The sequence below is a fragment of the Streptomyces sp. NRRL S-37 genome, from assembly GCF_000721605.1.
GTDB lineage: Bacteria > Actinomycetota > Actinomycetes > Streptomycetales > Streptomycetaceae > Streptomyces.
Map to the genome: position 1 here is coordinate 38,352 of NZ_JOIZ01000015.1, position 26,731 is coordinate 65,082.

At 74.6% G+C, this 26,731-nt stretch carries 16 protein-coding genes; 6 read left to right on the forward strand and 10 right to left on the reverse strand.

Annotated features, from left to right (window positions below; all coding sequences use genetic code 11):
* Positions 1-3 precede the first annotated feature (3 nt).
* The 4 genes from paaD to paaA are packed head-to-tail and all read right to left on the reverse strand — an operon-like array spanning position 4 to position 2,633.
* A complete protein-coding gene (gene paaD / locus IH50_RS0121590) occupies positions 4-516 on the reverse strand; it encodes a 1,2-phenylacetyl-CoA epoxidase subunit PaaD (protein WP_030864683.1) in 513 nt (170 codons plus the stop codon).
* Positions 513-1,253 carry a 1,2-phenylacetyl-CoA epoxidase subunit PaaC gene (paaC, locus tag IH50_RS0121595; RefSeq protein ID WP_234328221.1) on the reverse strand — a complete coding sequence of 247 codons (741 nt, stop codon included), beginning with the start codon at positions 1,251-1,253 and terminating at the stop codon, positions 513-515. Before paaC ends, paaD begins: the two co-directional genes overlap by 4 nt.
* 58 nt (positions 1,254-1,311) lie before the next feature.
* Positions 1,312-1,623 carry a 1,2-phenylacetyl-CoA epoxidase subunit PaaB gene (gene paaB / locus IH50_RS0121600; RefSeq protein ID WP_030864689.1) on the reverse strand — a complete coding sequence of 104 codons (312 nt, stop codon included), beginning with the start codon at positions 1,621-1,623 and terminating at the stop codon, positions 1,312-1,314.
* A complete protein-coding gene (paaA, locus tag IH50_RS0121605) occupies positions 1,620-2,633 on the reverse strand; it encodes a 1,2-phenylacetyl-CoA epoxidase subunit PaaA (RefSeq protein ID WP_030864693.1) in 1,014 nt (337 codons plus the stop codon). The genes paaB and paaA overlap by 4 nt, the downstream gene beginning before the upstream one ends.
* A 314-nt stretch (positions 2,634-2,947) precedes the next feature.
* On the opposite strand from paaA, the gene IH50_RS0121610 reads away from it, so the two are divergent.
* A complete protein-coding gene (locus tag IH50_RS0121610) occupies positions 2,948-3,196 on the forward strand; it encodes an acyl carrier protein (protein WP_030864696.1) in 249 nt (82 codons plus the stop codon).
* Entirely contained in the window at positions 3,196-4,680 is a 1,485-nt protein-coding gene (locus IH50_RS0121615) for a class I adenylate-forming enzyme family protein (protein WP_030864699.1), read from the forward strand. The genes IH50_RS0121610 and IH50_RS0121615 overlap by 1 nt, the downstream gene beginning before the upstream one ends.
* Positions 4,681-4,828: 148 nt before the next feature.
* Here IH50_RS0121615 and IH50_RS0121620 read toward each other — a convergent pair whose 3' ends face one another.
* The 4 genes from IH50_RS0121620 to IH50_RS0121635 form a co-directional block, all read right to left on the reverse strand.
* Complete coding sequence (locus IH50_RS0121620) at positions 4,829-5,023, reverse strand: antitoxin (RefSeq protein WP_030864702.1); 195 nt, start codon at positions 5,021-5,023, stop codon at positions 4,829-4,831.
* Between the two features lie 98 nt (positions 5,024-5,121).
* Positions 5,122-6,351 (reverse strand): crotonyl-CoA carboxylase/reductase, encoded by a 1,230-nt coding sequence (gene ccrA / locus IH50_RS0121625; protein ID WP_030864705.1) that lies wholly within the window; start codon positions 6,349-6,351, stop codon positions 5,122-5,124.
* Positions 6,352-6,398: 47 nt separating this feature from the next.
* Positions 6,399-10,304 (reverse strand): type I polyketide synthase, encoded by a 3,906-nt coding sequence (locus IH50_RS0121630; RefSeq protein WP_234328218.1) that lies wholly within the window; start codon positions 10,302-10,304, stop codon positions 6,399-6,401.
* Positions 10,297-18,933 carry a non-ribosomal peptide synthetase gene (locus IH50_RS0121635; RefSeq protein ID WP_030864711.1) on the reverse strand — a complete coding sequence of 2,879 codons (8,637 nt, stop codon included), beginning with the start codon at positions 18,931-18,933 and terminating at the stop codon, positions 10,297-10,299. Before IH50_RS0121635 ends, IH50_RS0121630 begins: the two co-directional genes overlap by 8 nt.
* Before the next feature lie 462 nt (positions 18,934-19,395).
* Between IH50_RS0121635 and IH50_RS0121640 the strand changes: the two genes are divergently transcribed.
* Both IH50_RS0121640 and IH50_RS0121645 read left to right on the forward strand, forming a co-directional pair.
* Positions 19,396-20,703: a phthiocerol/phthiodiolone dimycocerosyl transferase family protein gene (locus IH50_RS0121640; RefSeq protein ID WP_030864713.1), complete on the forward strand. Its 1,308-nt coding sequence runs from the start codon at positions 19,396-19,398 to the stop codon at positions 20,701-20,703.
* Positions 20,704-20,765: 62 nt separating this feature from the next.
* Positions 20,766-21,284 carry an RNA polymerase sigma factor gene (locus IH50_RS0121645; protein WP_030864716.1) on the forward strand — a complete coding sequence of 173 codons (519 nt, stop codon included), beginning with the start codon at positions 20,766-20,768 and terminating at the stop codon, positions 21,282-21,284.
* 99 nt (positions 21,285-21,383) lie between these two features.
* On the opposite strand, the gene IH50_RS0121650 is transcribed toward IH50_RS0121645, so the two are convergent.
* Positions 21,384-22,073 carry a PAS domain-containing protein gene (locus tag IH50_RS0121650; RefSeq protein ID WP_030864719.1) on the reverse strand — a complete coding sequence of 230 codons (690 nt, stop codon included), beginning with the start codon at positions 22,071-22,073 and terminating at the stop codon, positions 21,384-21,386.
* A 679-nt stretch (positions 22,074-22,752) separates the two neighbouring features.
* Here IH50_RS0121650 and IH50_RS0121655 point away from each other — a divergent pair.
* Positions 22,753-24,021: a helix-turn-helix domain-containing protein gene (locus tag IH50_RS0121655; protein ID WP_030864723.1), complete on the forward strand. Its 1,269-nt coding sequence runs from the start codon at positions 22,753-22,755 to the stop codon at positions 24,019-24,021.
* Positions 24,022-24,117: 96 nt separating this feature from the next.
* Here IH50_RS0121655 and IH50_RS0121660 read toward each other — a convergent pair whose 3' ends face one another.
* Positions 24,118-24,804: a hypothetical protein gene (locus IH50_RS0121660; protein ID WP_234328219.1), complete on the reverse strand. Its 687-nt coding sequence runs from the start codon at positions 24,802-24,804 to the stop codon at positions 24,118-24,120.
* A 364-nt stretch (positions 24,805-25,168) separates the two neighbouring features.
* Between IH50_RS0121660 and IH50_RS0121665 the strand changes: the two genes are divergently transcribed.
* Positions 25,169-26,530, forward strand: a complete 1,362-nt coding sequence (locus IH50_RS0121665; RefSeq protein WP_037872685.1) for an NAD(P)/FAD-dependent oxidoreductase — start codon at positions 25,169-25,171, stop codon at positions 26,528-26,530.
* Positions 26,531-26,731 lie beyond the last annotated feature (201 nt).

Genomic DNA, 26,731 nt, shown 5'->3' on the forward strand with positions numbered 1-26,731 from the left:
GCCTCACAGCGCGGTCAGGTGGGGGAAGGGTTCGCGGCACGCCGTGCACCACAGCACCGACTGGCAGCGGGCGGGCCCGAAGAGGCTGTGCGGCCGGGTGGCCCGTGAACCGCAGTGCGGGCAGGGCACCGCGACCGGTTCGACGGCGACCGGGCCGGCGGGGGCCGGGGACACGGGCGGGGCGATGCCGTGCGCGGCGAGCTTGCGCCGTCCCTCGGGGGTGACGCGGTCCGTCGTCCAGGGCGGTGTCAGGACCTGCCGGACACGGCCCTCGGGGTGACCGCAGTCGGCCAGGACCTCCCGTACGGCGGCGGTGATCTCGGGCAGTGCGGGGCAGCCCAGGTAGGTGGGGGTGATCTCCACCTCCAGTACGCCGTCGGCGGCCGGCGCGACGGATCCCACCACGCCGAGGTCGCCCAGGCCGATCACCGGCAGTTCCGGGTCCGGGAGCGCCTCCACCCGCTCGCGCACCTCCTCGGCGGAGCGGCGGGCCGTGGCCGGTGCGGGCCCGCTCACCAGGTGCCCCCGGGGAACTGCCGGCGCACGGACTGGAGTTCGGCGATCAGGGGGCCGAACTCCTCGGTGTGCAGGCCCGAGCGGCCTCCCGTGGCCGACCAGGTGGGGGTGGGCACGGTGAGTCCCGCCCCGGTGACGACGCCGGTGACCCGGTCGAGCCACGTCTCGCGCAGAGGTGCCGGTGAGGGCACGGTGCCGGAGGCGGCCAGGCGTCGCAGTGCGTCGTCCTCCTCGAAGAGTTCGCCGGTGTACGGCCACACCCGTTCCAGGCCGTACCGCATGCGGCGGGCGCTCTCCTCGGTGCCGCGTCCCAGGGTCACCGTCCAGCGGTCCGCGTGCAGCCGGTGGAAGGCGACCTCCTTGGCGGCGCGCGCCCCGAACGCGGCGAGTTCGGGGTCGGTGTGGTGCGCGAGCGTCTCGTAGTACAGGACGGCGTAGTGGGTGTAGGCGAGCTGCCGGGCCACGGTCGTCGCGAAGTCCCCGTTGGGGAGTTCGGTCAGCAGGGTGTTGGTGAACTCGCGTTCCGTGCGGCCGTAGGCGAGGTCGTCCTCGGTGCGGCCGGTTCCGTCGAGCCGTCCGGCCCGGGTGAACAGGGCGCGGGCGTGGCCGATGAGGTCGAGGGCGATGTTGGACAGGGCCAGGTCCTCGTCGACGGTCGGCGCGCGGGTGATCCACTGGCACAGGCGCTGCCCGAGGACGAGTGCGTCGTCGCCCAGGCGCAGGAGGTGCCGGGCCAGGCCGGAGCCGGTGGACGGCCCTTCGCCCGGCGGGGTGCCCGGGCGTACCGCCGGGAGGTCACTCGTGGTGCTCACCTTCGGGGCCTTTCTCGGTCAGCGGCGCGTAGTGCTCGGTGTGGCGGTACGGCTTGTGGCGGGCGCCCGCGAAGTACGCGTCGCGTTCGTCCGGGGAGACCGTGTGCACGGCGTCGGAGCGGACCACCCACAGCGACAGGGGGTCGCCCCGGCGCGTGTACAGGTCACGGGCGGCGGCCAGCGCCGCGTCCGGGCCGGCCGCGCGCACCGATCCCGCGTGCCGGTGGGCCAGGCCCCGGCGGGTCCGCAGGAAGACCTCCCAGGACGCCGGCGTGTCCTCCGGTGATCCGCTCATGCGTCCTCTCCTGCCGTCGCGTCCGTGCGGGCGGCGTACGCGGCGGCGGCCCGGCGGACCCAGGCTCCGTCCTCGTGCGCGGCCCTGCGGTGCGCGATCCGCTGCCGCGCCCAGTGGGTGTCGTCGCCCAGTGCCTCGCGGTAGGTGTCCCAGTCGACCGGGGTGAAGTCGTAGTGGCCGCGTTCCTCGTTCCAGCGGATCGCCGGGTCGGGCAGCGTCAGGCCGAGGCGTTCGGCCTGGGGCACGCAGGTGTCGACGAAGCGCTGGCGCAGTTCGTCGTTGGTGTGGCGCTTGATGCCCCAGGCGATCGCGCGGCGGGAGACCGCGGCGCCCAGCGCGGCGGTCCGCGCGTCGGCGCCGCCCGCCTCGGTGTCGGGCGGCCCGAACATCAGCGCCACGGCCGGCAGCCACCAGCGGTCGACCGCGTCCTGCGCCATCTCCTTCTGCCGGGGCGTCCCTTCGCACAGGGCGCGCATCAGGTCGTAGCCCTGCCGCACGTGGAAGGCCTCCTCCTGGCAGACGCGGCGCATCGCCCGGGCGTACGGCCCGTAGGAGGTGCGGCACAGGGGGGCCTGGTTGATGACGGCGGCGCCGTCCGTCAGCCAGGCGATGGCCCCGGTGTCCGCCCAGGTCAGCGCGGGGTGGTTGAAGGTGGCGGAGGCGCGCTGCCGGCCGTGGTGCAGGGCGTCCAGCAGGTCGGCGCGGTCCACGCCGAGCGTCTCGGCGGCGGAGTACAGGTACAGGCCGTGACCGGCCTCGTCCTGGACCTTGGCGAGGAGGACCGACTTGCGGTGCAGGGACGGGGCGCGGGTGAGCCAGGCGCCCTCCGGCTGCATGCCGATGATCTCGGAGTGGGCGTGCTGGGCGATCTGGCGGACCAGCATGCGGCGGTATCCGTCAGGCATCCAGTCGCGCGGTTCGACCGTCCCGCCGCCGGCGACGAACGCGTCGAAGCGGGCGAGCGGCTCGTCCTCGTCCGCGGTGGCGGCAGCGGTGGCCGGGGCGCTCACCGGGTACCGCCCGGGCGTCCGGTGACCGCCGCGGCGGTGCCGTGCTGCGGGCACCGCCCCGGGGCCCGGACCCGTACCGGCTGCCTGGGCACGCGCATCACTCCTTCGGCTCGGGACCGCCCACGCGGGGCGAGTGGCTTCGTTGCGGTAAGAGGCCGGGCGGGCGGCCCCGCTATCCCCGCCGCGCCAGGTTCGGGCGCGTGACAAAGCTCACGGACCGGCCCGGGGAGTGGGACCGGGCCGCACCCGCCTCTTCAGGGGGTGACAGTCGTACACCGCGCGGCGGCCGGCACGCCGAGGCGAAAGGGGAAACCATGAGCACCATCAGGGAGTTGCTGGTCGAACTCACCGGTACGGCCGAGTACGCCGACCAGGTCGGCGACGACGTCGACCTGGCCGCCAGCGGCATCGACTCCGGGGACCTGGTGCGCCTCGTCCTCCTGGTCGAGCAGCGGCTCGGCGTGGAGATCACCGCCCAGGACATGGAGGATCTGCGCACGATCGGCGACTACGAGCGTTTCGTGGCCGAGCGCGCGGCCGCCGGTGCGAGCGGCGGTGCGTGATGTGGCTGACGCAGCTGCTGGAGCGCAACCGTCAGTGCCGGCCCGGCGGGACCGCGCTGGTCGACGAGGAACGCAGCGTCACCTGGGCCGAGTTCCACGACCGCACGCTGGAACTGGCGCGCGGGCTGGCCGAGCTGGGCATCGAGCGGGGTGACCGGGTCGCCGTGCTCTCCAAGGACCGGATCGAGGTCCTGGAGAGCTACTTCGCGCTGGCCCGGCTCGGCGCGCTGTTCGTGCCGCTGAACCACAGCCTGGCCGGGCCCGAGGTCGCCGGGATCGTCGAGCGCGTCGGCGCGGTGGCGGTCATCGGTGAGTCCGAGCTGCTGGACCGGCACACCGAACTGCCGGCGTCGGTGCGGATCCGGCTGGCCCTCGACAAACCCGCCTTCACGGCGCTGGGCACCCTGGCCGCCGGACGGGACCTGCCGGACGTCGCCGACACCGACCCGGTCGCCGTGCTGCACACCTCGGCGACCACCGGGCAGGCCAAGGGCGTCACCGTCGACAGCGCGTCGTTCCGGGCCATCGCCCTGGGCTGGCTGGTGATGGCCCGCCCCACCGACGACATCGTCATGGTCAACTGCTGCCCGCTGTACCACGGCAGCATGGTCGTGTCGCTGACCTACCTGGCGGCCGGCGCGACGGTCGTGCTGATGCCCGGCTTCACCCCGCAGCGGGCACTGTCCGCGGTGGAGCGGCACCGCGCCACGCACATGTGGCTGGTGCCGCAGATGCTGCGCTTCATGCTGCAGGCCCAGGCGTCCCACCGCGCCGATCTGTCCTCCTTGCGGGAGGTCCTGTACGGGGCCGCCCCCATGCCGCTCGACGTCTACGCGGAGGCGGTCGAACGGCTCGGCTGCGGCTTCCGGCAGGTGTACGGCATGACCGAGGTGGGCGGCCCGTTCGTCACGCTCGGCCCCGACGAGCACCCCGCCCCCGGGGACGTCACCGTCCGTATCCCGTGCGGGCGGGTCGTGCCGGGCATGTCCGCCCGCGCGGTGGACGAGAGCGGCCGGGAGCTGCCGCCCGGCGAGACCGGGGAGATCGTGGTGCGCGGACCGGGTGTCATGCGGGGCTACTGGAACGACCCGGAGGCCACCCGCGAGATCACCCTCGACGGCTGGATCAGGACGGGCGACCTCGGCTTCATGGACGACGAGGGCCGCATCAGCCTGGTGGACCGCACGAAGGACGTGATCATCCGCGCGGGCCAGAACGTCTACCCCTCGGAGATCGAGCGCGCCCTGATGACCCACCCGGCGGTCCGGGACGCGGCGGTCGTCGGGATGCCCGACGAGGACTACGGCGAGGTGCCGCTGGCGTACGTAGTCCTGGAACCGGATGCGGAAGCGGGCGCGGCGGCGCTGCTCGCGCACGTCGCGGGGCTGCTCGCCCCGTACAAGCGTCCGCGGCGGGTGGAGTTCATCGAGCAGGTGCCGCGCAATCCCGCCGGGAAGATCGTCAAGAAGCTGCTGCGGGTGTGAGCGCGTGCGGCGGCGGGCGGTGACGTGACCACGCCGCGTCCGCTGCCGGCGGTCGGCGGGCCCGGTCCGGCCGGCGCCTGCGGCTGATGACGGGCTTCCCCCTCCCCCGGGCATCGTCCGGAGGAGGGGGGAAGTCGTTCGTACCGGGTCAGCGCTCCGGCGTACCGCCGTCCCGGTAGGAGCGCCGCACCGTGTCGGCGGCCTTGTCGGTCCGGGCGTCGTACTTGTCGCCCGTCCGCCGGTCAACCGCCCGCTCGGCGCCCGCGACGCCCTTGTCGGCCTGGTCGGGGTGGCCCTTGGCCATCTGCTTGGCCTTGTTCATCATGTCGCCCAGCTTGCCCATGGGGTACCTCCCGTGAGTACACGTGCGTCGTACCCCGCCGCAGGTACCCCTCCGGCGGTGCGCGAATCATCCGGACCCGCGCACCGCCGTCCCAACCCTCAGCCCCGGTCGCCCACGCGTGCGGCCATGTTCCCCGCCGGGTGCCGGTTGTCGTGGATGAGCTGGTGGGCGAGGCCTATCTCGTCGAAATCGAAGGTGCGCGACAGACACGGGTCGATGATTCCCTGGTCGATCAGCCGGGTGACCTCCCGTGCCTCGCGGGCGGTGGCGACGTGCGAGCCCTGCAGGCGCTTCTGCCGCATCCACAGGAACCGCAGGTCGACGTCGCCGTTGTAGCCGGTGGTGCCGCCGCACAGGACGACCATGCCGCCGTTGTCGCACAGGTACAGGGAGGTGGGGACGGTGTCGGCGCCGGAGTGCTCCAGCACGATGCGCGGGTTGCGGCGCTCGCCGAGCACCTCCCAGAAGGCCCGCCCGAAGGCGCGGGCCTCCGACAGCCAGCGGCCCGTCGCCGCCTCGTCGGAGGTGTCCGGCAGCCGCCCCCAGTGGTCGAACCGGCGCCGGTCGATGAAGCCCTCGGCGCCCAGCTTGAGGCAGAACTCGCCGCGTTCCTCGCTGGAGACGACCGCGACGGGGATGCCGCCGACGTGCCGGACGAGCTGGATGGCGATGCAGCCGAGGCCGCCGGCGCCGCCCCAGATCAGCACCGGGTCGCCGGGGCGCACCGTGTGCGGCGGCCAGCCGAAGAGCTGGCGGTAGGCGGTGGCCGCGGTCGCCATGTAGCAGGCGGCCTCCGCCCAGGACAGCCGGGCGGGTTTGGGGTGGCACATGTAGTCGTCGACGACGGCGAACTGGGCGAAGGAGCCGTAGTTCTCCTCGTACCCCCACACCCGCTGGCTGGTGGACCAGGTGGGGTCGCCGCCGAGGCGGATGTCGTCGGCCTTCTCGTCCCAGCGGTTGGCGAGGACGACGACCTCGTCGCCGAGTCCCACCCCGCGCACGTCCTCGCCGACCGCCCACACGATCCCGGACAGGTCGGAGCCGCCGATGTGGAAGTCCTCGGCGGCGCCCGCCTTCTGCCGGGCGGCGATCACGTCGAGCGGCGACCCCAGTGCCGCCCAGACGTTGTTGTAGTTGATGCCGGCGGCCATCACCTTCACCAGGACCTGTCCGCGGCCCACGGGCGGCACGTCGACCACCTCGGTCCGGAAGGCGTCGACGGGCTGTCCGTAGCGTTCACGGCGGATCAGTGAGGCGTACATCCGCCGGGGTGCGGTGCCGATCTCGGGCGCGTCGCCGAGTTCGTAGAGTTCCTGGGTCGCTTCCACGCTGGTTCTCCTCAACGCGTGCTCGGGAGGGAAGGGGGAACGGCGGCTCAGCCGGTGAGGCCGCGCAGGGCCTTGGCGACCGTCTCGCCGATGCGGGCGATCGGTCCGGGTTCGGTCATCTCGTAGTGGCCGCAGGGCACGTGGTGGTCGTGCAGCGTGCCGTCGACGTGGGGCCGCCAGCTGTCGGCCTTGCCGGGCAGCACCGCCAGGTCGGCCGGGAAGTCCGTGGGCGTCTCCTCGGCCGCGCTGAAGAACAGCACGTCGCCCCGGAAGACACCGGGGGTGAACTGGGGTGCGATGCGCAGGTTGTTGCGCATGACGACGGCGATGGCGGCGGCCTCGGCGCGGGTGACGGGGGAACTCGACGGGTCGGCCGTGACCTGTGCGTCGATCCGGTCCAGGACGGTGTCGACGTCCGGGGGCACCGCGCCGGGGCCGGCGGGGAGTCCGGCCACCCGGGACAGCAGGGCCGCCACCTGGCGTTCGGCCGCGTCGGGGTCGTGAGCGGTGCCGTGCGGCTGGGGGGCGTCGAGCATGGCCAGGAGTTCGACCCGCTCGCCGTCGCGCTGGAGGGCGCAGGCCATGGCGTGCGCGACGAATCCGCCGTAGGACCAGCCCAGCAGCCGGTACGGGCCGTGCGGCTGCACCCGGCGCACCAGGTCGAGGTAGTGGGCGACCATGGCGGCGGCGTCCGGGGCGGGCGGGGTGGTGCCGTCGAGGCCGGCCGCCTGGATGCCGTGGACGGGCTGGTCGCCGCCGAGGTGCGGCAGCAGGCCGGTGTAGCGCCAGGCCACGCCCGCGCCGGGGTGGACGCAGAACAGGGGTGTGGCGGTGCCCTCGGCGCGCAGCGGCAGGAGCGGGCTCAGCGCGGTCCGCGCCTCCCCCGTGGCGGTCCCCCCGTCCGGTTCGTCGGCTGCGGCGAGGACCCCGGCCACCGTGGGGGCGGCCAGCAGGGTCGCCGCCGGGACGTCGAGGACGCCGGCCTGGCGCAGCCGGCCCGCCAGCAGCACGGCGCGCATGGAGTCGCCGCCGAGGTCGAAGAAGTTGTCGTGCAGACCGATGCCGCCGATGCCCAGGGTCTCCTCCCAGAGCCGGGTCACCGCCTGTTCGCGTGCGGTGCGCGGCGGTACGTGCTCCGTCGTCAGCCGGGGCCGCGGGGCGAGGCCGGGGCCGGTGTCCGCCGCGGCCGGGGTGTCGTCGGGGACGGCGGGGCCGGTGCGGGCGCCGGGGGCGTCGATCCAGTGGCGCCGGCGTTCGAAGGCGTACGGGGGCAGCGGTGCCCGCCGGGGCGCGCCCGGCACCGGGGGCAGGGCGCCGTCCACGCCCGCGCTCCACAGCCGTCCCAGCGCCTCGGCGAGGACGAACCCGTCGGACGCCTCGGCCTTGGCGTGCCGCATGGTGGTCACGGTCACCGGTGCCTCGTCGGCGAGCCGGCCGGTGGCGAGCTTGGTCAGGGTGTCGCCCGGCCCGATCTCCACGAGGACCGGGCGCAGACGGTCCCACAGGGCGGTGATGCCGTCGGCGAACCGCACAGTGGCGCGGGTGTGGTCGATCCAATGGCGTACGGAGGTGGCCTGGGCGTCGGTGACCCAGGTGCCGGTGACGTTGGTGACGTACGGGATGCGCGGCGGGCGCAGGGCGACCCGGCGCAGGTGGGCCTCGTAGGCCGGCAGGACGGGGTCCAGGACGTGGGAGTGGGCCGCGACGGGGATGCGCAGGCGGCGGAACGGCACACTCCGGCGGGTGAGCTCGGCCTCGAAGCGGGTGACGGCGTCGAGGTGTCCGGCGACGGTGCATGCCTGGGGGCCGTTGACGGCGGCCAGGGACAGGTCGTCGTCGAGCAGCGGCCGGATCTCCTCCGCCGGGGCGGCGACGCCGACGGTGGCCCCTCCGGCGGAGCTGATGAGCCGGATGCGTTCGGTGACCAGGGGCAGCATGTCCTCGAGGTCGATGACGCCGGCCAGGCAGGCGGCCGTGTACTCGCCGAGCGAGTGGCCGATCAGCGCGTCGGGGCGCACGCCCGACTCCATGAGGGTGCGGGCCAGGGCGTACTCGGTGACCACGAGCCCGAGGAAGGCGGAGGTGTCGTCGGGCCGCCGCTCCTCGAAGAGGGCGGTGCGCGGGTCGGCGCCGAGGACGGGCCGCAGGATGCGGGCGCACTCGTCGACGGTGTCGCGGTAGACGGTGTGGTCGCGGTACAGCTCCGCGCCCATGCCGGGGTACTGGGTGCCGCCGCCGGGCAGCAGGAACGCCACGCGGGCCGGGTCGTCGGGGAGCGGCGGGGTGGCGGGGGCGGCGGTGCGCAGCGCGTCGAGGGCCTCCTCGCGGGAGGCCGCCGTGACGGTGAGCCGGTGGCGCAGCGCGGGCCGGTCGGTGCGCAGGGAGTGCGCGACGTCGTCGAGGCGCAGCTCGGGCCTGCGTTCGAGGTGCCGGGCGAGCGCCTCGGCCTGGCCGCGCAGGGCGCCCGCGGTACGGGCGGACAGGGGCAGCACCAGGCGGCGGCCGTCCTCGGGCGGGCGGGGCGCGGCGGGGGCGGCGGGCGGGGCCTCCTCCAGGACGACGTGGGCGTTGGTGCCGCCGATGCCGAAGGCGCTGACGGCGGCGCGGCGGGGGTGGCCTTCCGCGGGCCACTCCTCCAGGGCGGTGGGCACGCGGAAGGGGCTCGTGTCGAAGTCGATGAGCGGGTTGGGGCGGTCGAAGTGCAGGCTCGGCGGGATCCGCCGGTGTTCCAGGGCCAGGACCGCCTTGATGAGTCCGGCGATGCCGGCGGCGGCGCCGAGGTGGCCGATGTTGGTCTTGACCGAGCCGAGCGCGCAGAATCCGGTCCGCCGCGTGCTGTGCCGGAAGGCCTCCGTGAGGGCGGACACCTCGATCGGGTCGCCGAGTTTCGTGGCGGTGCCGTGCGCCTCGATCAGGCCGATCGTGCCGGCGTCGACCTCCGCCTGGGCCTGGGCCGCGAGGACGACCTCGGTCTGTCCGGCGGCGCTGGGCGCGCTGAAGCCGACCTTGCGGCGGCCGTCGTTGTTGACGGCGCTGCCGCGGATGACCGCGCGGACGCGGTCGCCGTCGGCGAGGGCGTCCTCCAGCCGTTTGAGCACGACGGCTCCCACGCCGTCGCCGGAGGAGGTGCCGGCGGCGTCCGCGGCGAAGGCGCGGCAGTGGCCGTCGGGTGAGAACGGCCCGTCGGGCACGTGGCGGTAGCCCAGGACGGCGGAGGGGTTGAGGGAGACGGCGGCGGCGAGCGCGGTGTCGCAGCGGTGGTCCAGCAGGTCCTGGCAGGCGGTGTGCACGGCGACCAGCGCGGTGGAACAGGCCGTCTGGAGCGACACGCTCGGGCCGGTGAGGCCCAGTTCGTAGGAGACGCGGGTGGCGAGGGTGCCCAGGGAGTTGGCGGTGGCGGCGTGGACGAGCGCCACCGAGCCGGGCTGCCCGGCGAAGCGCGGGTACACGTGGGCCGGGTAGTAGCGGCTGTCGCCGGCGCCCGCGTACACGCCGAACGCCTCGCCCGTACGGTCCGCGCCGAGGCAGCCGGCGTCCTCCAGGGCGTGGTAGGCCGTCTCCAGCAGCAGCCGCTGCTGTGGGTCGACGACGGCGGCCTCGGCGGGGCTGTAGCCGAAGAAGCCGGAGTCGAAGCGGTCGATGCCCTCGACGACCGACGCCATCCGGATCAGTGCCGGGTCGTCCAGGTCGCGCGGGTCGCCGCCCGCGGCGAGGAACTCCTCGTCGGTGACGGGCCGGATCGCCTCCCGGCCGGCCGCGAGGTTCTCCCAGAAGGCGTCGAGGTCGTCGGCGCCGGGAAAGCGGCCCGCCATGCCGATGACGGCGACGGCGGGGAGGTCCTCGTCGTGGGGTGTGCTGGTGTCGTGCACGGCCTGTGCCTCGTCCTCTCCCGGCTCGGTGGTGTCGTGCGGGGGCTTCGTCTCGTTCCGGCCCGGCCCGGCGGGTTCACGCACGGTCCCGGTCCTTCCCGTGCCGCGCGGCGCGGCGCGCGCGGGCGGCGCGCTGGCGCTGCGCCTTCTCCTTGGCGTGGTCCAGGCCGCCGCCGGCCTCCGGCCGGGGTGACGGTCCGGCGTCCGCCGCCGGGGCGGCGCCGCGTTCCGACAGGTGGCGGGCGAGGTCCCGGACGGTGGGGTGCGCGAACAGGTCGACCACCGACACGTCGGTGCCGAAGGCCCGGTTGACGGCGGTCCGGGCGGTGACCAGGAGCAGGGAGTTGCCGCCCAGGTCGAAGAAGTTCTCGTCCCGGCCCACCCGGTCGCGGCCCAGGACGCCGCACCACACCTCGGCGATCCGGTGCTCCAGCCGCCGCAGGTTCTCTCCCGTCTCGGTCTCGTCCGGGCGGGCGGTGGTGCCCGCCGAGCGCAGTGTCCATGCGTCGGACAGGCCGGCCGCGCGGGCGCCGTCGGCCGCCGCGCGGTACAGGGCGCCCAGGTCGGTGCCGTCCTCCAGGCCGACGCGCGCGGCCAGGCGCCGCACCTGCCGCACGGGAGCGACGACGTGGCTGCGGACCCAGGGGGCGGTGCGGTCGGCGCCGATCAGCAGGTGCGGCTCGTCCAGGGAGCGGGCCAGGTCGAAGGAGCGCAGCGCGGCGGGGACGTCGAGCAGCCGGTAGCCGCGGGCCTCGGTGAGCGCGGTGAGGCCGTAGCCGCGGCTCATGCCGCGCTCGCGCCACATGCTCCAGGCCAGGGACTGCGCGGGCAGGCCGAGGCTGCGGCGGTAGCCGGCGAGGGCGTCCAGGTAGGCGTTGGCGGCGGCGTAGGCGGCGTTCATGGCGCCGCCGAAGAAGCCGTTCACCGAGGAGAAGGTGACGAAGGAGCCGACCGGGTGGTCGGCGGTGAGCCGGTGCAGCGTCCACGCGCCGCGCGCCTTCGCCCGGAGCGCCCGGCGCCAGGTGGCGGCGTCCAGCTCCCCCACGGGCCGTTCCACGAACGTGCCGGCCAGGTGCAGCACCGACCCCAGGGGCACGCCCCACGCCTCGGCGGCGGCCTCCACCGCGGCCCGCACCTGGCGTTCGTCGGTGACGTCGGCGCGGGCGTAGCGGACCTCGCCCGGCTCGCCCGGCAGCGCCGAGGCGGCGGCCTCGGACTCCGGAGTGCGGCCCACGATCAGCAGCCGGGTGCCGGGGGTGCGGAGCAGGTGCGCCGCGATCTCGGCGCCGACGCCGCCCAGTCCGCCGGTGAGCAGGGTGAAGCCGTCGTGCGCGGACGGCTCGACGCGGGACGGGGTGCCGGGCAGGGGGGCGAGGCGGCGTACGTACCGGTGCCCGTCGCGGTACGCCACCTCCGCGCCGTCCGCGGTGACCGTCGCCTCGGCCGGCAGGACGGGCAGCGGGTCCGCGCCCTCGTCCGGTGCGAGGTCGAGGTGGGTGACGCGCAGCCGGCCTGATTCCTCGGCCAGTGACTTGAGGAGCGCGCCCGCCATGGCGTGGGCCGGGGAGGGGCGGTCGCCGGGGCGCACGGCCTGGGCGCCCGCCGTCACGTGGACGAGGTCGACGGGGCGCTGCCGTCCGGGCCGGGTGGTGAGGGCGCGGGCGAACGCGAGCAGTCGCTCCGCGCCGGTCGTGTCGTCCGGTGCCGTCTGTGGATCCTCCGTGCCGTGCGGCCCGTCGAGGTGGAGGACGGCGTCGACCGGCCGCCGGTCGTGCTCCAGCCGCTCCAGCAGCAGGCCGTAGTCGGTTTCCTCGGCGGGCCGCACGCGGTAGTGCGCGGCGTCGAGCCGGGCGTACGACGTTCCCTCGCCGGCCACCGTGCACAGGCCGCCGGCGGACCGCAGCGCGTCGGCGAGCCGTTCCGCGAGCTCCCCGGTCCGGGGGTCGCCGCCCGTCAGGACGAGGGTGTGCCGGCCGGGCGTCGTCGCGGGGGCTCCGGGGTGTTCCGTCCGCTGCCACACCGGGCGCAGGAACCAGTCGGGGACGGTCGTGGCGGTGCCCAGCAGCATCTGGGTCCGGCGGACCTCGTCGTCGAAGTCGCCCGCCTCGAAGCCCTTGCGCAACCTGGTGCGCTGGATCTTGCCGATCTCGGTCTTGGGCACGGCGTCCCGCGCGACCGGGATCAGGAAGGAGGGGCTGACGCCGATCTCCCGGGTGACCTTGCCGGCGATCTCGCGGAGGGCGCCGGCCGGTTCGGCGGCGGCCTCGGGGGTGAGGTGGAGGAACAGGGCCAGTTCGTCGGTGGGTGACGACGGGTCGGTGCGCACCGCGACCGCCGCGGTGAAACTCCGTTCCACGTACGGCAGTTCCTCGACGCAGGCCTCGATCTCGTGGCTGTAGTGGTTGACGCCGTTGACGATGATGACGTCCTTGGCGCGGCCGGTGATGTACAGCTCGCCGTCCCGCAGGAACGCCAGGTCGCCGGTGTCGAACCAGCCGTCCCCGGTGAACGCCTCCGCGTCGGCCGCCGGGTTGTCGTGGTAGCCGCCGGTCACGGAGGTGCCGCGGACCTGGAGCCGGCCGGCCTCGTCCTCCTTCAGGAGGGTGCCGTGCTCGTCGACGATCCGCATGGCGAACCCCGGGTAGGGCCGGCCGCAGCTGACGAAGGCGCCCTCGGTGGCGTCGGGTTCGCCGGGCAGGACGGCGTCGGTGACCACGGAGCAGGTCTCGGACATGCCCCAGCCGGGGTGCATCACGTGCTGCGGCAGGCCGAACGGCTTCAGCGCGTGCAGGAAGCGGCGGGCGGCCTGGGCGACGACGACCTCGCCGGCGTTCATCGCCAGCCGCATCGGTGACAGGTCCCAGGTGCGGCCGGTGAAGCGGTGGGACTGCTCGGCGAGGAGTCCGAAGGCGAAGTTGGGTGCCCAGGTGACGGTGACCCGGTGCCGGTCGGCGAGGTCCATCCAGCGCAGCGGGTCCTCGAGGATCCAGGAGGTGGGGGCGTGGATCTGGCGGCATCCCAGGTACACGTCCCGCAGGTGGAACATGACCACGCCGGTGACGTGGTCGAGCGGGATCCAGTTCAGGGAGACGTCGTCCGCGCCGAGGCCGTTCAGCTGCTCGGTGGCGGCGGAGCGGGTCAGCACGTTGTGGTGGGTGAGCCGTACCGCCTTGGGCAGGCCGGTGCTGCCGGACGTCATGAGCAGCAGCAGGAGGTCGTCCGGCGCGGCGGGGTGCCAGTCGTGGTCCTCGGGCGCCTCGCGCAGCGCGTCGGCCGTGGTGAGCCGCAGGCCGGGCCAGGCCTGCCGGGCGGCGAGGGCGCGCAGCCCGGCCTCGCGGCCGGCGGAGCACACGACCTGGGGCCGGCCGAGCATCCGCCAGATGCCCTCCAGCTTGGTCAGCGCCGCCGAGGGGGTGTCGTAGGAGACGGGGACGGTCAGCGGGACGGCGACGAAGCCGCCGAGGACGCAGCCCCACAGCACGGCGATGAAGTCCTCGGTGGCGTCGCACTGGAGGATGACCCGGTCGCCCGGGCGCAGGCCCGCCCGGCGCAGGCCGGCGAGGACGCGGGAGGCCTCGGGGATCAGGGAGGCGTAGGTGCGCCGGTGCTCGCCGCCGTCGGCGTGGACGTGGACGATGTCGCCCCGGTCCTGTGCGGCGGCGCGGCGCAGGGCCTCGGCCCAGCCCGGTACGGACGGCTCGGTCAGGGCGGGGCCCTCGCTGAGCGCGGGGACGGCGGAGGCGCGGCCGGCGGGGGCGGGGGCGGGTCGCGTGGTGCGGTCGGGCAGGCCGGTGTGGCGGCGGTCCAGTTCCGTAGGGGTGTCCTCCGCCGTCACCTCGGCGGTGGTGACGCCGGGGAGGGCGGTCAGGTGCTCCCGCCAGGTCCTGGCCGCGGTGCGGTCGACGGCGGGCAGGGCGCGCAGCGCCGCGGTGTCGACGGTGCCGTCCTGCGCGCGGGGCAGCACGTTGACCGCCGTGACGCGGACGGTGCCGTGGCCGGCGCGGTCCAGGGCCTCCTCGACGCGTTCGGCGGCGTCCGCCCGCCCCGGCACCACGTACAGGCGGGGTGGGGTGCCGTCGGTGCCGGGCAGGGCGCGGGCGTCGCGGACACCGGGCACGGCGAGGGCCGCGTGCTCCAGTTCCACGGGGTCGGTCGCGGCCGGGGCGGGGGTGCGGCCGGGGGGCGCGGGCAGTTCCGCGACGCGGACTTCGGGGTCGGCGCCCACCGTGCGCAGGGTCTCGTGCAGGGCGTGGGTGAACGCCTCGGCGGTGCCGGCGTCGTAGAGGTCGGTGGCGTACTCGACGTGCAGGGTCAGGCCGTCGGGGGTGCCCTCGGGGGTGTGGCGTTCCAGGACGTCCACGAAGAGGTCGAACTTGGCGGTTCCGGTGGCGGTGGGCCGCAACCCGGTTCGGAGGGAGTCCAGTTCGAGGACGGCGGGCGCGTTGTTCTGCAGGGCCAGCATCACCTGGAACAGGGGGTGCCGGCCGGGTGTGCGGGGCGGGTTGAGGTCGTCCACCAGCCGGTCGAGGGGCAGGTCCTGGTGGTCGAGGGCGGCCAGGTCGGCGGTGCGCAGCCGGGCGAGGAGGTCCCGGAAGGCGGGGTCGCCGGAGGTGTCGGCGCGCAGCACCAGGGTGTTGCTGATCAGGCCGATCAGGGGGTCCAGCGCGGGTTCGGTGCGGCCGGCGACGGGGGTGCCGAGGACGATGTCCTCGCCGGCGTCGCAGCGGGTGAGCAGGGCGCTGACGGCGGCGTGCAGCACCATGAACAGGCTGGCGCCCTCGCGGTCGGCGAGGCGCAGCAGGGCGCGGTGCAGGGTGGCGTCGACGGTGGCCTCGACGTGGGCGCCGCCGCCGCGCGGTGCGGTGGGACGCGGCCGGTCGCCGGGCAGGGTGCACTCCTCGGGCAGGCCGTCCAGGGCGGTGCGCCAGTGGGCGGTGAGCCGCTCCAGTCGGCCGGGGCCGTCCGGTGCGGGGGCCAGCAGGGCGCGCTGCCACAGCGCGTAGTCGGCGTACTGTGCCGGCAGCGGGGTCCACGCGGGTGCCCGGCCGGCCCGGCGGGCCGCGTAGGCGGTGCTCAGGTCGGTGGCGAAGGGGCCGAGGGACCAGCCGTCGGCCGCGCTGTGGTGCAGGACGAACAGCAGCACCCGCTCGCCGCCGGTGCCCAGCAGCCAGGCGGTGAGGGGGCTTTCGGCGGTGAGGTCGAAGCGGTGCCGCAGCGCGGCGGTGACGTGGGCGGCGGTCTCCGCGGCGGGGCAGTCGACGTGCCGCAGGACCGGGCGCAGCTCCCCCGGCGGCAGGACGTGCTGGTGGGGGACGCCGTCGTGTTCGGCGATCACGGTCCGCAGGATCTCGTGGCGGTCGGCCAGGTCGCCGAGGGCCGACCGGAGCGCCTCGGTGTCGAGGCCGGCGCCGGCCGGGACGAGGAGCGGGATGTTGTAGGTGGCCGCTCCCTCGTCGAGCCGGTTCAGGAACCACATGCGTTCCTGGGCGAAGGACAGGGGCACCCGCCGCGGGCGCGTGGCGCCGCCGAGGGCCGGCCGGGGCGGGGTGTCGTCCGCCCGTACGTCGAGCCGCTCGGCGAGGGCGGCCGGGGTCGGCGTCTCGAACAGGGCGGTGAGGGGGATCTCGGCGCTGGTCTCTTGCCGCAGGCGGGCGAGCAGGCGGGTGGCGAGGAGGGAGTCGCCGCCCAGGTCGAAGAAGCCGGCGTCGGTGCCCACCGTGTCCCGCGGCAGTTTCAGGACGTCCTCGAACAGGGCGCACACCAGGGCCTGTCGCGGTGTCGCGGGGCGGGTGCCGGACGCGGCGGCGGTGAAGTCGGGGTCGGGCAGGGCCCGGACGTCGAGCTTGCCGTTCGCGGTCAGCGGCAGTGTGTCCACCGGGACGCAGGCGGCCGGGACCATGTGCCCGGGCAGGTGGGCGGCGGCGTGGGCGCGCAGTGCGGCGGGGTCCACGGGTTCGTCGCCCGCGGGGACGGTGTAGGCGACGAGGTGCAGGGCGCCGCTGTCGGCGCGGCGGGGCACGACGGCGGCGCGGGCGACGCCCGGATGGGCGGCCAGGACGGCCTCGATCTCGCCGGGTTCGACGCGGAAGCCGCGCAGCTGCACCTGGGCGTCGGCGCGGCCGACGTAGTCGAGCGTGCCGTCGGGGCGGCGCCGGGCCAGGTCGCCCGAGCGGTACATGCGGGTGCCGGGCGGGCCGTGGGGGTCGTCGAGGAAGCGTTCGGCGGTCAGCTCGGGCCGGTTCAGGTATCCGGCGGCGACGCCGGCGCCGGAGACGTACATCTCGCCGGTCGCGCCGGGCGGCACCGGGCGGCCCGCGGCGTCCAGCAGGTGGACGCGGAGGTCGGCGAGCGGGGTGCCGATGACGCTGCCGCGGCGCGGGTCGTCCAGGTCGGCGCGGGTGAGGCGGTGGTGGGTGACGTGCACGGTGGTCTCGGTGATGCCGTACATGTTCACCAGCGCCGGGCGGTCCAGGCCGTGCCGGTCGGCCCAGGGGCGCAGCCGCGCGGGGCGCAGGGCCTCGCCGCCGAGGACGACGTAGCGCAGCGCCCCGGTGTCCCCGGCCCGTTCCAGGTCGGCGTCGATCAGCTGCTCGAAGGCGGACGGCGTCTGGTTGAGGACGGTCACGCCCTCGCGGTGCAGCAGCTCCAGGAACTCGCGCGGCGAGCGGCTGACGGCGTACGGCACGACGACGATCCGGCCGCCGTGCAGCAGGGCGCCCCAGATCTCCCAGACGGAGAAGTCGAAGGCGTAGGAGTGGAACAGCGTCCACACGTCGTCGGCGCGGAAGTCGAAGTGCGCGGACGCGGCGGCGAAGAGCCGTACGACGTTCGTGTGCGGGACGGGCACGCCCTTGGGGCGGCCGGTGGAGCCGGAGGTGTGGATGACGTACGCGGTGTCGGACGGGCTCACCGGCCCGTTCCGGTCGGTGTCGCCCAGGTCGGCGGCGGGGCGGCGGGCGAGGTCCTCGGCGACCTCCGGGTCGTCCAGCAGGACGGCGGGGAGGGTGTCCGGGGCGAGGTGGGCGTGGGCGCACTCGGTGACGAGGACGACGGGGGCCGCGTCCTCGACGACCAGCCGCAGCCGCTCGGCCGGGTGGCCGGGGTCCAGGGGCAGGTAGGCGGCTCCGGTCTTGAGGACGGCCAGCAGGGCGGGCAGCAGCCGCACGCCGCGCTCCAGGGCCAGCGCCACCGTCCGGCCGGGGCCGGCGCCGTGTTCGGTCAGCAGCCGGGCCAGGCGGTTGGCCTCGGCGTTGAGTTCGGCGTACGTGAGCCGTTCGTCCCCGCAGGTGACGGCGGTCCGTTCGGGCCCGGCGGCCGCCCGCTCCTCGAACAGCTCCGTGAGGGTCCGCTCGGCCGGACAGGTGTGGACAGGGGTGTCGCGGGGGTGTTCGCCCGGCAGCAGGAGGTCCAGGTCGCCCAGCGGCGTCGTCGGCTCCGCCTCGGCCAGTCGGCGCAGCAGCGTGCGGAACCGGTCGCGGTGCAGGGCGAGTTCGTCCTCCTCGTACAGGGCGGGGTTGGCGTCGAGGGCCAGCCACAGTCCGCCGGGGCGGGTGCCGGGGCGCACCGAGATCTGGAGGTCGTCGACGGCTCCGCCGGACAGGTGGTGCCAGGTGGTGGGGTGTCCGCCGAAGACCGGGGACTCGTCGAACGGGACGATGTTGAGGACCGGCCCGTACAGCCGGCGTCCGGTGCCCAGCAGGCCCAGGTCGCGGCGGAGGAACTCGCCCCGGTAGCGCTGGTGGCGGCGCAGGGCCTCCAGTTCGCCGGCGACGGTCCGGGCCAGTTCCGCGACGGGCGTGTCGGGTGCGGCGGCCACGCGCAGCGGGAGGACGTCGGAGGCGGTGCCGGGGGTGCGCAGGGCGGCGCCGCCGAGCCGGCTCATCGTGGCCAGGCCCAGCACCAGGTCCCCGGCGCCGGTCATGCGGTGCAGGTAGACGGCGGTGGCGGCGGTCAGCAGGTCGGTGCGGCGGACGCCGAGGCGGGCCGCGGCGGTGTCGAGGGCACCGGTCTCGGCGGGCGTCAGTTCGACGGTGCGGCGCAGGAAGGGCGCGGTGGGGGCGGCCGTGCGGGAGGTGAGGCGGGCGGGTTCCGGCAGGCCGGCCAGGCGGCGCGCCCAGTGGTCGCGGTCACGGGCGTACCGCTCGGAGGCGCGGTAGGCCGCCTCCTCCGCCTGGAGCCGGCTCACCGGCGCGAAGCCGCAGGGGTCCGGCTCGCGCCCCTCGGCCAGGGCGTTGTACGTCTCGGCCAGGCGCCGCCCGAGGAGCTTGTAGCTGTAGCCGTCGAGCAGGAGGTGATGGGCCCTCAGCAGCCAGAGGAACCGGTCGGGGGCCAGGGTCAGCAGGGTGTGGGCGAACAGCGGGCCCTTGTCCAGGTCCACGGGGACCGCGAGATCGGCGCGGACGTGGGCCCACGCGGCGGCTTCCGGATCGTCGGCGCCGCTGACGTCGGCCCGGTGCAGGGGCCAGTCGTCCGCGTCCGGGGCGAGGTGGCAGCGCGGTCCGTCACCGGTGTCGGCGAAACGCAGGGCGAAGGTGTCGGCCTCGCCGACGGTGCGCCGCAGCGCGGTCTCGAACAGGGCGGTGTCGAGGGGGCCGTGGATCTCCACCGCCTCCGCCGTGTTGTACGCGGCACCGTCCGGTGCGAGCCGCCCGGCGTACCAGAGGCCCTCCTGGGCTCCGGACAGCGGTCGACGTTCGTCCTCCTGGAGTGACATAGCACAACCCTCACGTGGCAAGCCGTAATGTCCCGGACGGCGAAGGCCCGGCCGGATCGGACGGGTGCGGCCACCGCTCCGCGCCGCCCTCGCGTGGGGGTACGCGCCGGGCCGGCCCACGGGGCGGAAAGGAGGCCGCACGCCGGGGCGGGGAAGCACGCCGCCCGTCCCGGTTTCACGGCACAGCACGGTGGTGCACCGGAACCGGCCGGGTCAAGGAATCCGGACTCCCGGGACGCCGATTCAGGGGTTTCCCTGGAGAACGCGCGGCCGGGGAGTGCGTGCCCGGGTTCAACTTTTAGGGAAAACACGCGACTTCGCGCCGCTGTGGGCGCTCCGCTGGATTCGGCAGTGTTCCGCCGTGCACTCTCGAAAAGCCCCTGCCGCCCCGCGGAAAGCCGCGGCGACAAACCGATTGCGGGCCGTGGACCCGAAATGGACGACGGAAAGAAGGCTGACGGCATGCACCGTGCGCTGTGTCCGGTCGAGACGCTCTACGTGGGCCAGAGGAGCAGGGCCTTCCTGTCCTGCGCCTTGCGCGGAACCGTGGACGTCGCGGCGCTGTCGGCCGCGTTCGACGCCCTGACGGAGGCGAACCCGCCGCTGCGGTCCCGCATCGAGCAGGACGGGGCGGGTCACGTGCTGCGCGTCCTCGGTGAGGACGAGCGGCCGCGGCTGGTCACCCGGACCGGCGACGCGGAGGAGGCCTACGCGGCCGAGCTGAACAGGCCCCTCCCGGTCGGGGGCCCGCTGAGCCGTGCCGTCCTGGTCAGCGCGCCGGACGGCGAGAGCCACCTGTTCCTGCTGGTGGTGGACCACACCGTCACCGACGGCCACAGCAGCATCGCGCTGCACAACGCGCTGTGGGACCGCTACCGGGCGCTGGTCGACGGGGAGCCCGCCGCCGGGACCGCCGGTCCGGGCCTCCCGGGCTGGCCCGAGCCCGTCAGCCGGCTGCTGCCCGAGGCCGACGAGGCCGACACGGCGAAGTACCTCGACGGCCGTCTCGAACAGATCCGGCGGCACCCGGTCGAGCTGGTGCCGTACGACGCCGTCACCGGCGAAGGCGCCGGCGCGGACGGGCACATCGAGGTCCGCAGGCTGACCCTGGACGCGGACCTCACCTCGCGGCTGCGCCGGACGGCGCGCGGCTCGGGCGTCTCCGTGCACGCCCTGGTCGCCGCGGTGCTGCTGGCCACGGCCCGGCGGCGCCTGGACGGCGGCGGATCCCGCACTCTCGGCTGCCTCTCCCCCGTCGACCTGCGCTCCCGGCTGTCCCCGCCGCTGCCCGCCTCCGTCCCGGTGCCCGCGGTCACCACCCACCTGCAGACCCTGGAGGTGTCCGAGGCGTCCGAGCCGCTGGAGCTGGCCCGTGCCGTGCACGCCCGCCTGGGCGACTTCCTCTCCCGCGGCGACCACTTCCACGAGATGCGCATCACGCCGGAGATCCCGCGCAATCCCGCTCTGCAGCTGGCCACGGTGATCGCCACCAACATGGGCGTCGTCCCCGGCCCGCGGCTGCCGAGCGGGCTGCGGGCGGTCGACGTGCGTCTGGTGCCGGCCCGCGAGCACTACTTCCCGCAGGCGGGGCGCAGCCCCGTCATGGCGTGCGTCGTCTCCTTCGAAGGCCGGCTCTCCATCGAGTTCCCGCACTCCACCGCCTGTTACAGCCCGTCCTTCATGCGGGCGTTCCGCGACGACGTGCGTGCCGGGCTCCTCGGCTTCACGGCCGCGGCGGAGCCCGGGGACGCCCTCGCCGTCACCGGCTGACCACGGCCCCCGCGCCACTTCCGCCCCTGCCCGCCCGGCTGCCGTAAGGAAGTACTGCCAACATGACCACCGTCAGCGAACTCCCCTCCCCTCTGACGCTGCTCCCCCGAGCCCAGGCGGGCGACGAGCACGCGATGAACCGCCTGCTGACCGGCATCACGCCCTACGTCGCGCGCATCTGCAGGTCCATCACCCACGACGACGGTGCCGACGCCACGCAGGAGGCACTGCTCGCCGTCTACCGCGGCCTGGGTTCCCTGCGCGAACCGGCGGCGTTCTACGGCTGGGTGCGCTCGGTGACGGTCCGTGAGGCCGTCCGCACCGCCAAGCGCTACGGCGAGGAACGCCACTGTGTCGAGGTGGAGTCGCGGCAGGAGGCGAACCCCCTGGACGCGGTGCACATCAGCGACGTGCTGGAGCGTCTGTCCAGGGCGCACCGGCAGGTCCTCACCCTGCGCGCCTACGGGCTCAACGAGGAGGAGATGGCCGAGGTGCTCGCCCTGCCCGTGGGCACCGTCCGCTCCCGTCTGTTCCGGGCCCGCCGCCGGTTCCAGGAGGCGTGGCAGCCCTCGGCTGCGTGACGCCGGCACCGGTTCCCGGGACCGGACCCGCGCGAGGGCGGTTGTGGCGGTGCGTCACCGCCACAACCGCCGCGCGGGCCCGAGGAGCTCTCTCCCGCGCTACCGCACGCGTTCCGGGAGGACGCGCGGGGGCCACTGCCCCGCGGCGAACATGCCGAGCGCGTGCGCCCGCGCCACCAGGGCGGGGCGGTTGGACACGTCGAAGCGCCGCAGCATCTGCCCGACGCGGTACTCGATTCCCTGACGGCTCAGATAGAGACGGGAGGCCAGCTGCACCGTGGACTCGCCACCCGCCACACCTTCCAGGACCTGCGCGTCGAGGGCGTCGAGCACGGGTCCGGCGGAAACCGCGTCTTCGGACCGGCGCAGAAAGACGATGAAGCCGGCCGTGCCCCCCGAGGGTTTCCTGACGGCGACTCCGGTGATTTCCGCCTGGAAATCCCGGCCGGTGCCGTCCCTGCCCGTCACCCTTTCCCGGAATCGCCGGACGCTCCCCGAGGAAAGCGCGGTGAACTTTTCTCTCAGCCGTGCGGGAACGGGTGAGCGGAGAAGATCGAGCAGGCCGTACCCGCATATGTCGTCGGCGCTGAGTCCGAAGAGGCGGGCGAATCCGGGGTCCGCGGCCGTGACGACCAGGTCCCCGGGGGACACGTGGGCTCTGCAGGTGTCCGCCGGGGCCGCACCTCCCGGCGCGCCGTTTCCGGTCGGGGCACGGCGGGCGGGGGCGGCCGCGGCGGCGGCTTTCTTGTTCTTACGGGGTGAGGCGTCGGGGAAACTCGTGGTCGCCACGGACGTACCGTCCTTCTTCCTGCGCGTGGGGCCGGGAAGGGTGAGCGGACGCGGAGCGGACCGGTGCGCCGTGCCTGGGTGTCGACGGGCGTCCGGTGACGGCACGTGCCACCTCGTCGGTGGCCGGTGCCGGTGTCCGCGTCGTCCCGGGGCGGCCGGCGGTGGGGCGCCGGACTCCCGGGTCTGTCAGGGTGAGCAGAGGAAGCGGTGCCGGGGCGGCCGGTGCCCGACTACCGTGGATAACGTTGTCAGAGCCGTTCGATCTCGGTGCCCGGTCCCGGCGGGGAACCATCGGGCGGACCGGCGGGCCGCATGTCCGGCCTTCGCGAGGGATCCGGTCGGGAGCCGCGCAGCACAGAAACCTCCACATGACGAAGAAGGGATCGCATCGAGGGGGCACTCTCGAGATTAAGGGTCGGCAACCTGTGTGGCAAGGGTTTGCCAGACGACCTCGGCAGCCTGGCAACTCTCTTGCGATCGGGCCTCTTTCGGGCAGCGCGGAGCCCGATCCAAACTCTTCCCGCAAAGTCGTACGCCGCCTCGGCAATGACCGGTTGACCTGCACTTAACGGCTTGTAGCCCCTTGCCGGGCTCCCTAGAGTGTTGACAACCCACGCGCCCGACCGGGCAGGCGGGGACCACGACACCTGTTGAACGCGCCACGGAACAAGAGGGGGAGATGCTCGAACAGCCGCATTTCGGCCGTCGGCTGAGGAGGCTTCGGCTGGCGCGGGGCCTGAGCCAGGCCGGCCTCGTCGGCGAAGGCATGTCGACGGGATACCTGTCACGTCTGGAGTCCGGTGACCGGCGTCCCACCGAGCGCGCCGTGTCCTACCTCGCCCACCGGCTCGGCGTCGACACGTCCGCCCTGGCCGGCCCTCCGGACGGCAGGTCCCTGACCGGGATACTGGCCGCCGTGGCCTCGGCTCCGCCCGGAGCGGACGACACGGCCGCTCTCAGCCGGGCGGTCGAGGAGGACGCGGGCGAGGATCCCGCCGCCCGCTGGCAGGCCCTGTGGCTGCTGAGCCGCGCCGCCGGCCGTGACGGCGACCACGAGCTGGAGCGCACGCGGCTGCTGGAACTCATCGAGCTGAGCGATCTGCTGGAGGCACCGGAACTCCGGGCCCGGTCGCGCGTCCGGTACGCCCGCTGCGCACGCGCCCTGGGCGACATGCGCACGGCCGAACCGGCGGCCGTGGAGGCGCTGTCCGTCGCCCGCGCCGCGGAACTGGGCGTGTCCGACACGCTGGCCGCCCTGATGGTGCTGATCGGCATCGAGACGGAACTCGGCAGGCTGGAGACGGCCGGCCGGCACGTCGCCGAACTGGAGCGGGACCTGCTGCCCGTGGCCACCTCCGCCCAGGCGGCCGAAGCGTTGTGGACGGCCGCCGTGGTCAGCAACCGTCAGGGGGACGACGCGACCGCCCGGGCCAGGCTGGACACCGCCCTGGGCCTGCTGAAGGGCAAGGACGACCTGGCCCTGTGGACCCGGCTGCGGGCCGCCGCCACCGCCGCCGCGCTGCAGATGTCACCGCCCGGCGTGACCGCCGCCGAGCGCTGGCTGGACGAGGCCGCCTCCGTCCTCCACCTGATCGGCACCCCTGTACAGCTCCAGGAGCTGCGGGCGCTCCAGGCCCATCTCGCCTTCCATCAGGGCCGGCTGGACGACGCCCGGGCCCTCAGCCGGGCCCTGCTAGCCGAGGAGGACCTGCGTCTCTCCTACCGTGACCGGGTACGGCTGTCGGTCCTCGACGGCCGGCTGATGATCCTGGCGGGCCGTGCCGACGAGGGCGTCGCCGTACTGCAACGGCTCGGGCGGCAGGCGACGGAGGCCGGGAACCTCGACCTGGCGGCCCACATCTGGCAGGCCCTGGCCACCACCCTGGCCGACGTCCGCTCCCCCGAGGAGCGGACGCGGACACCGGAGCGGGGCGGCTCCGGCTCCTGAACGGACCGCGCACGCCCGGCACCCCGTGCGCGGGCCGTGTTCGCGGGGTGCGGTCGTGCGACCCGCGGCATCCGCCCGGGTGACACCCGTCGGTGCCTACTCTCCGGACGCTGCCGCCAGCCAGGTCCGCCAGACATGACGCGTGTTGGGCACCTCAGGACGGTCCAGGATCCAGAGAACGTATCCGGCATGGCGCTGCGCCCACGGGTTGTCCGAACGGGCGGCTTTCTCGAGCCTGCCGCGCAGGTCCTCACCGTCCACGGCGCGGGCCACGCGCACGTACTCGCGGTCCTTGCAGCGATAGGGGCGCTGAACGACGGTCTCGACCAGTTCCACAAGCTTGCTTCTGACCGCCTCATCGTGGTGAGCGGCAGCCATGTATCGGATGAGGTCCTCCTTCGCACCCCACGACTTGGCGTACCGTGTCCACTCCTGCGGGTATCTCGCCTCCCACTCCAGGAAGCACAGCACGTAGGGAAGCCCCGGCCATGTGCTGATGTCGGGACCGGCCGGCCGGTCCCACAACGCGCCTGGCAGCGAATATTTCAGGGCCTTCTCGTAGTTTCTGTGCGCCGCCCGCCGTCCCGGCACATACCGGCGACGCCACGTCCAGTTGTACCGTTTCAGAGCGTCCTGGACGTTCCTGTCGACGTCAGTCAGACGGACGAGCGCCGCAGCACGTTCAGCCGGATCGCTCGCTGTCAGCCCGAACGCCCAACCCAGCCGCTCGTGCCACACATCGGCGCCGTCCACGCTCACGCCCGTATCCGCGTTCCTCTTCACCCGGCAGATCATGCTCTACTCAAGCCACCATCGCCTTCGTTTATCCCTGTCCCGCACAGCACCGTCCGACGTCGGCGGACACGGGGACGAGCCCCCTGTCTTCATGACAGATCCGGGAGACCGGCGGCGCCGCATCGTAGGCGGCGAGGGCCTCGGCGTGGCACGGACAGACCTCGGCGGCGGCCCCGTCGGACCTCTCGGCTTGTACGACGGACCCGGACGGGTGGGCAGAAGGGCCGAAACTCGGTCAACCCGGCCCGGACGGCGGGATACTCATGCCGACTCGATGTCGGGACGACCAGGGAGTGGGCCGGTGAAATCTGCCGTAGGTGCGGGCCGTCGGAGTGAGCGGCATGTGGTGGTCGTGGGCGGGAGCCTCGCGGGGCTGCTCGCGGCACATGTGCTGGCCGGGCATGCCGACCGGGTGACCGTCGTCGAGCGGGACCGGTTCCCGGACGGTGCCGAGCCGCGGTCCGGGGTGCCGCAGGGGCGCCACCCCCATGTACTGCTGCAGGGTGGGCAGGTGGCCGTGGAAGCGCTGCTGCCGGGCTTCCTCGCGGAGTTGCGGGAGGCGGGCGCGCCGCGGGTGGGCATGCCGTCGGACCTGGTGCTCTGGCAGGCCGGGCGCTGGTTCCGCCGGGTGGCCGCCTCCACGCACATCTACACCGGGTCCCGCGCGCAACTGGAAGGGCTGGTACGGCGGCGGGTTCTCGCCAACCCGCTGATCGGCACCCTGGATGGCACCGATGCCGTGGGGCTCCTCGGTGACGCCTCACGGGTGCGGGGCGTGCTGCTACGGGAGCGGTCCGGGGACACGCGCGCGGAACCCCGGGCGCTGGAGGCCGACCTGGTCGTCGATGCCTCCGGCGCCGGCACGAAGGCCCCGCAGTGGCTCGCCGCGATCGGCGCCGCGGCCCCGCACGAGGAGACTCTCGACACGGGGATCGCCTACGCCTCCCGTGTCTACCGCGGCCCGAAGGGTGTTCTCGACGGTGCGACCGTCGGGTACTACGTCTATCCCGGCCCTTCCCAGCCGCACGGCGGCGGTGCGCTGCCCCTGGAGAACGGCACCCACCTGGTGATCGTCTCCGGTCTGCGCGGCGACGAACCACCTACGGACGAAGAGGAGTTCGTGACATACACCAAGCGGCTGGGCCATCCGCTCCTGGACCGCTGGATGGACGAGGCCGAACCGCTCTCCCCGCCATTCGGCTACCGGCGCACCGCCAACGTCCGCCGCCGCTACGACCTGACCGGTCCGCCGGCGGGATTCCTCGCCACCGGTGACGCGCTGTGCACCTTCAACCCGATCTACGGACAGGGCATGGCCGTCGCCGCGATGAGCGCGGTCGCCCTGCGTGACGCGCTCGCCGATCCGCGCCGTACGCCTACGACCCGGCGCGTGCAGCGGGCGTTGCTCGCGGCGTCCCGGCAGGCGTGGGACATCTCCGCCGGGGCGGACCGCAAGATGCCGGGTGCCCTGGGCAACGCCCTCGACGGCGGCCCCGCGGACCGGGTCGCGGACTGGTACCTGCGCCGGGTCCAGGAGAGGGCACCCGGCGACCCGGTCGTGGGCGACGCCTTCCGTTCCGTACTGATGCTCGCCCGGCCCGTCTCCGCGCTGTTCGCTCCGCCGGTGGCCCGCGCCGTCCTCTTCGCCCGGCCGGCACCGACGCCGGCGGAGCCTCCCGCGGCACCGGAGGGTCCCGGGGTCCGAGCTGGCTGATTCCAGGTCGGCGAATGGTTCCGTACTCCCCCGGGACAGTGGGCGACCGGTCCTCGGCACCGAGGCCCCGCTCGATGTGATCGCCCGGCAGGCGGGCGGGCGTGGACGACGTCCTCTGTCCCCCGTCACTTCCCGGCCCGTGCCGCACTCCTCGACGAGGCCTTCCGGGACACGCCGACACGCTCGCCGAGACCACGGCGG

Bases quoted from the DNA above. Each gene is read 5' to 3' on its own strand.
- IH50_RS0121610 (WP_030864696.1), top strand. From the start codon at position 2,948: ATGAGCACCATCAGGGAGTTGCTGGTCGAACTCACCGGTACGGCCGAG.
- IH50_RS0121640 (WP_030864713.1), top strand. From the start codon at position 19,396: ATGCACCGTGCGCTGTGTCCGGTCGAGACGCTCTACGTGGGCCAGAGG.
- IH50_RS0121615 (WP_030864699.1), top strand. From the start codon at position 3,196: ATGTGGCTGACGCAGCTGCTGGAGCGCAACCGTCAGTGCCGGCCCGGC.
- paaB (WP_030864689.1), bottom strand. From the start codon at position 1,623: ATGAGCGGATCACCGGAGGACACGCCGGCGTCCTGGGAGGTCTTCCTG.
- IH50_RS0121655 (WP_030864723.1), top strand. From the start codon at position 22,753: ATGCTCGAACAGCCGCATTTCGGCCGTCGGCTGAGGAGGCTTCGGCTG.
- IH50_RS0121635 (WP_030864711.1), bottom strand. From the start codon at position 18,933: ATGTCACTCCAGGAGGACGAACGTCGACCGCTGTCCGGAGCCCAGGAG.
- IH50_RS0121620 (WP_030864702.1), bottom strand. From the start codon at position 5,023: ATGGGCAAGCTGGGCGACATGATGAACAAGGCCAAGCAGATGGCCAAG.
- IH50_RS0121645 (WP_030864716.1), top strand. From the start codon at position 20,766: ATGACCACCGTCAGCGAACTCCCCTCCCCTCTGACGCTGCTCCCCCGA.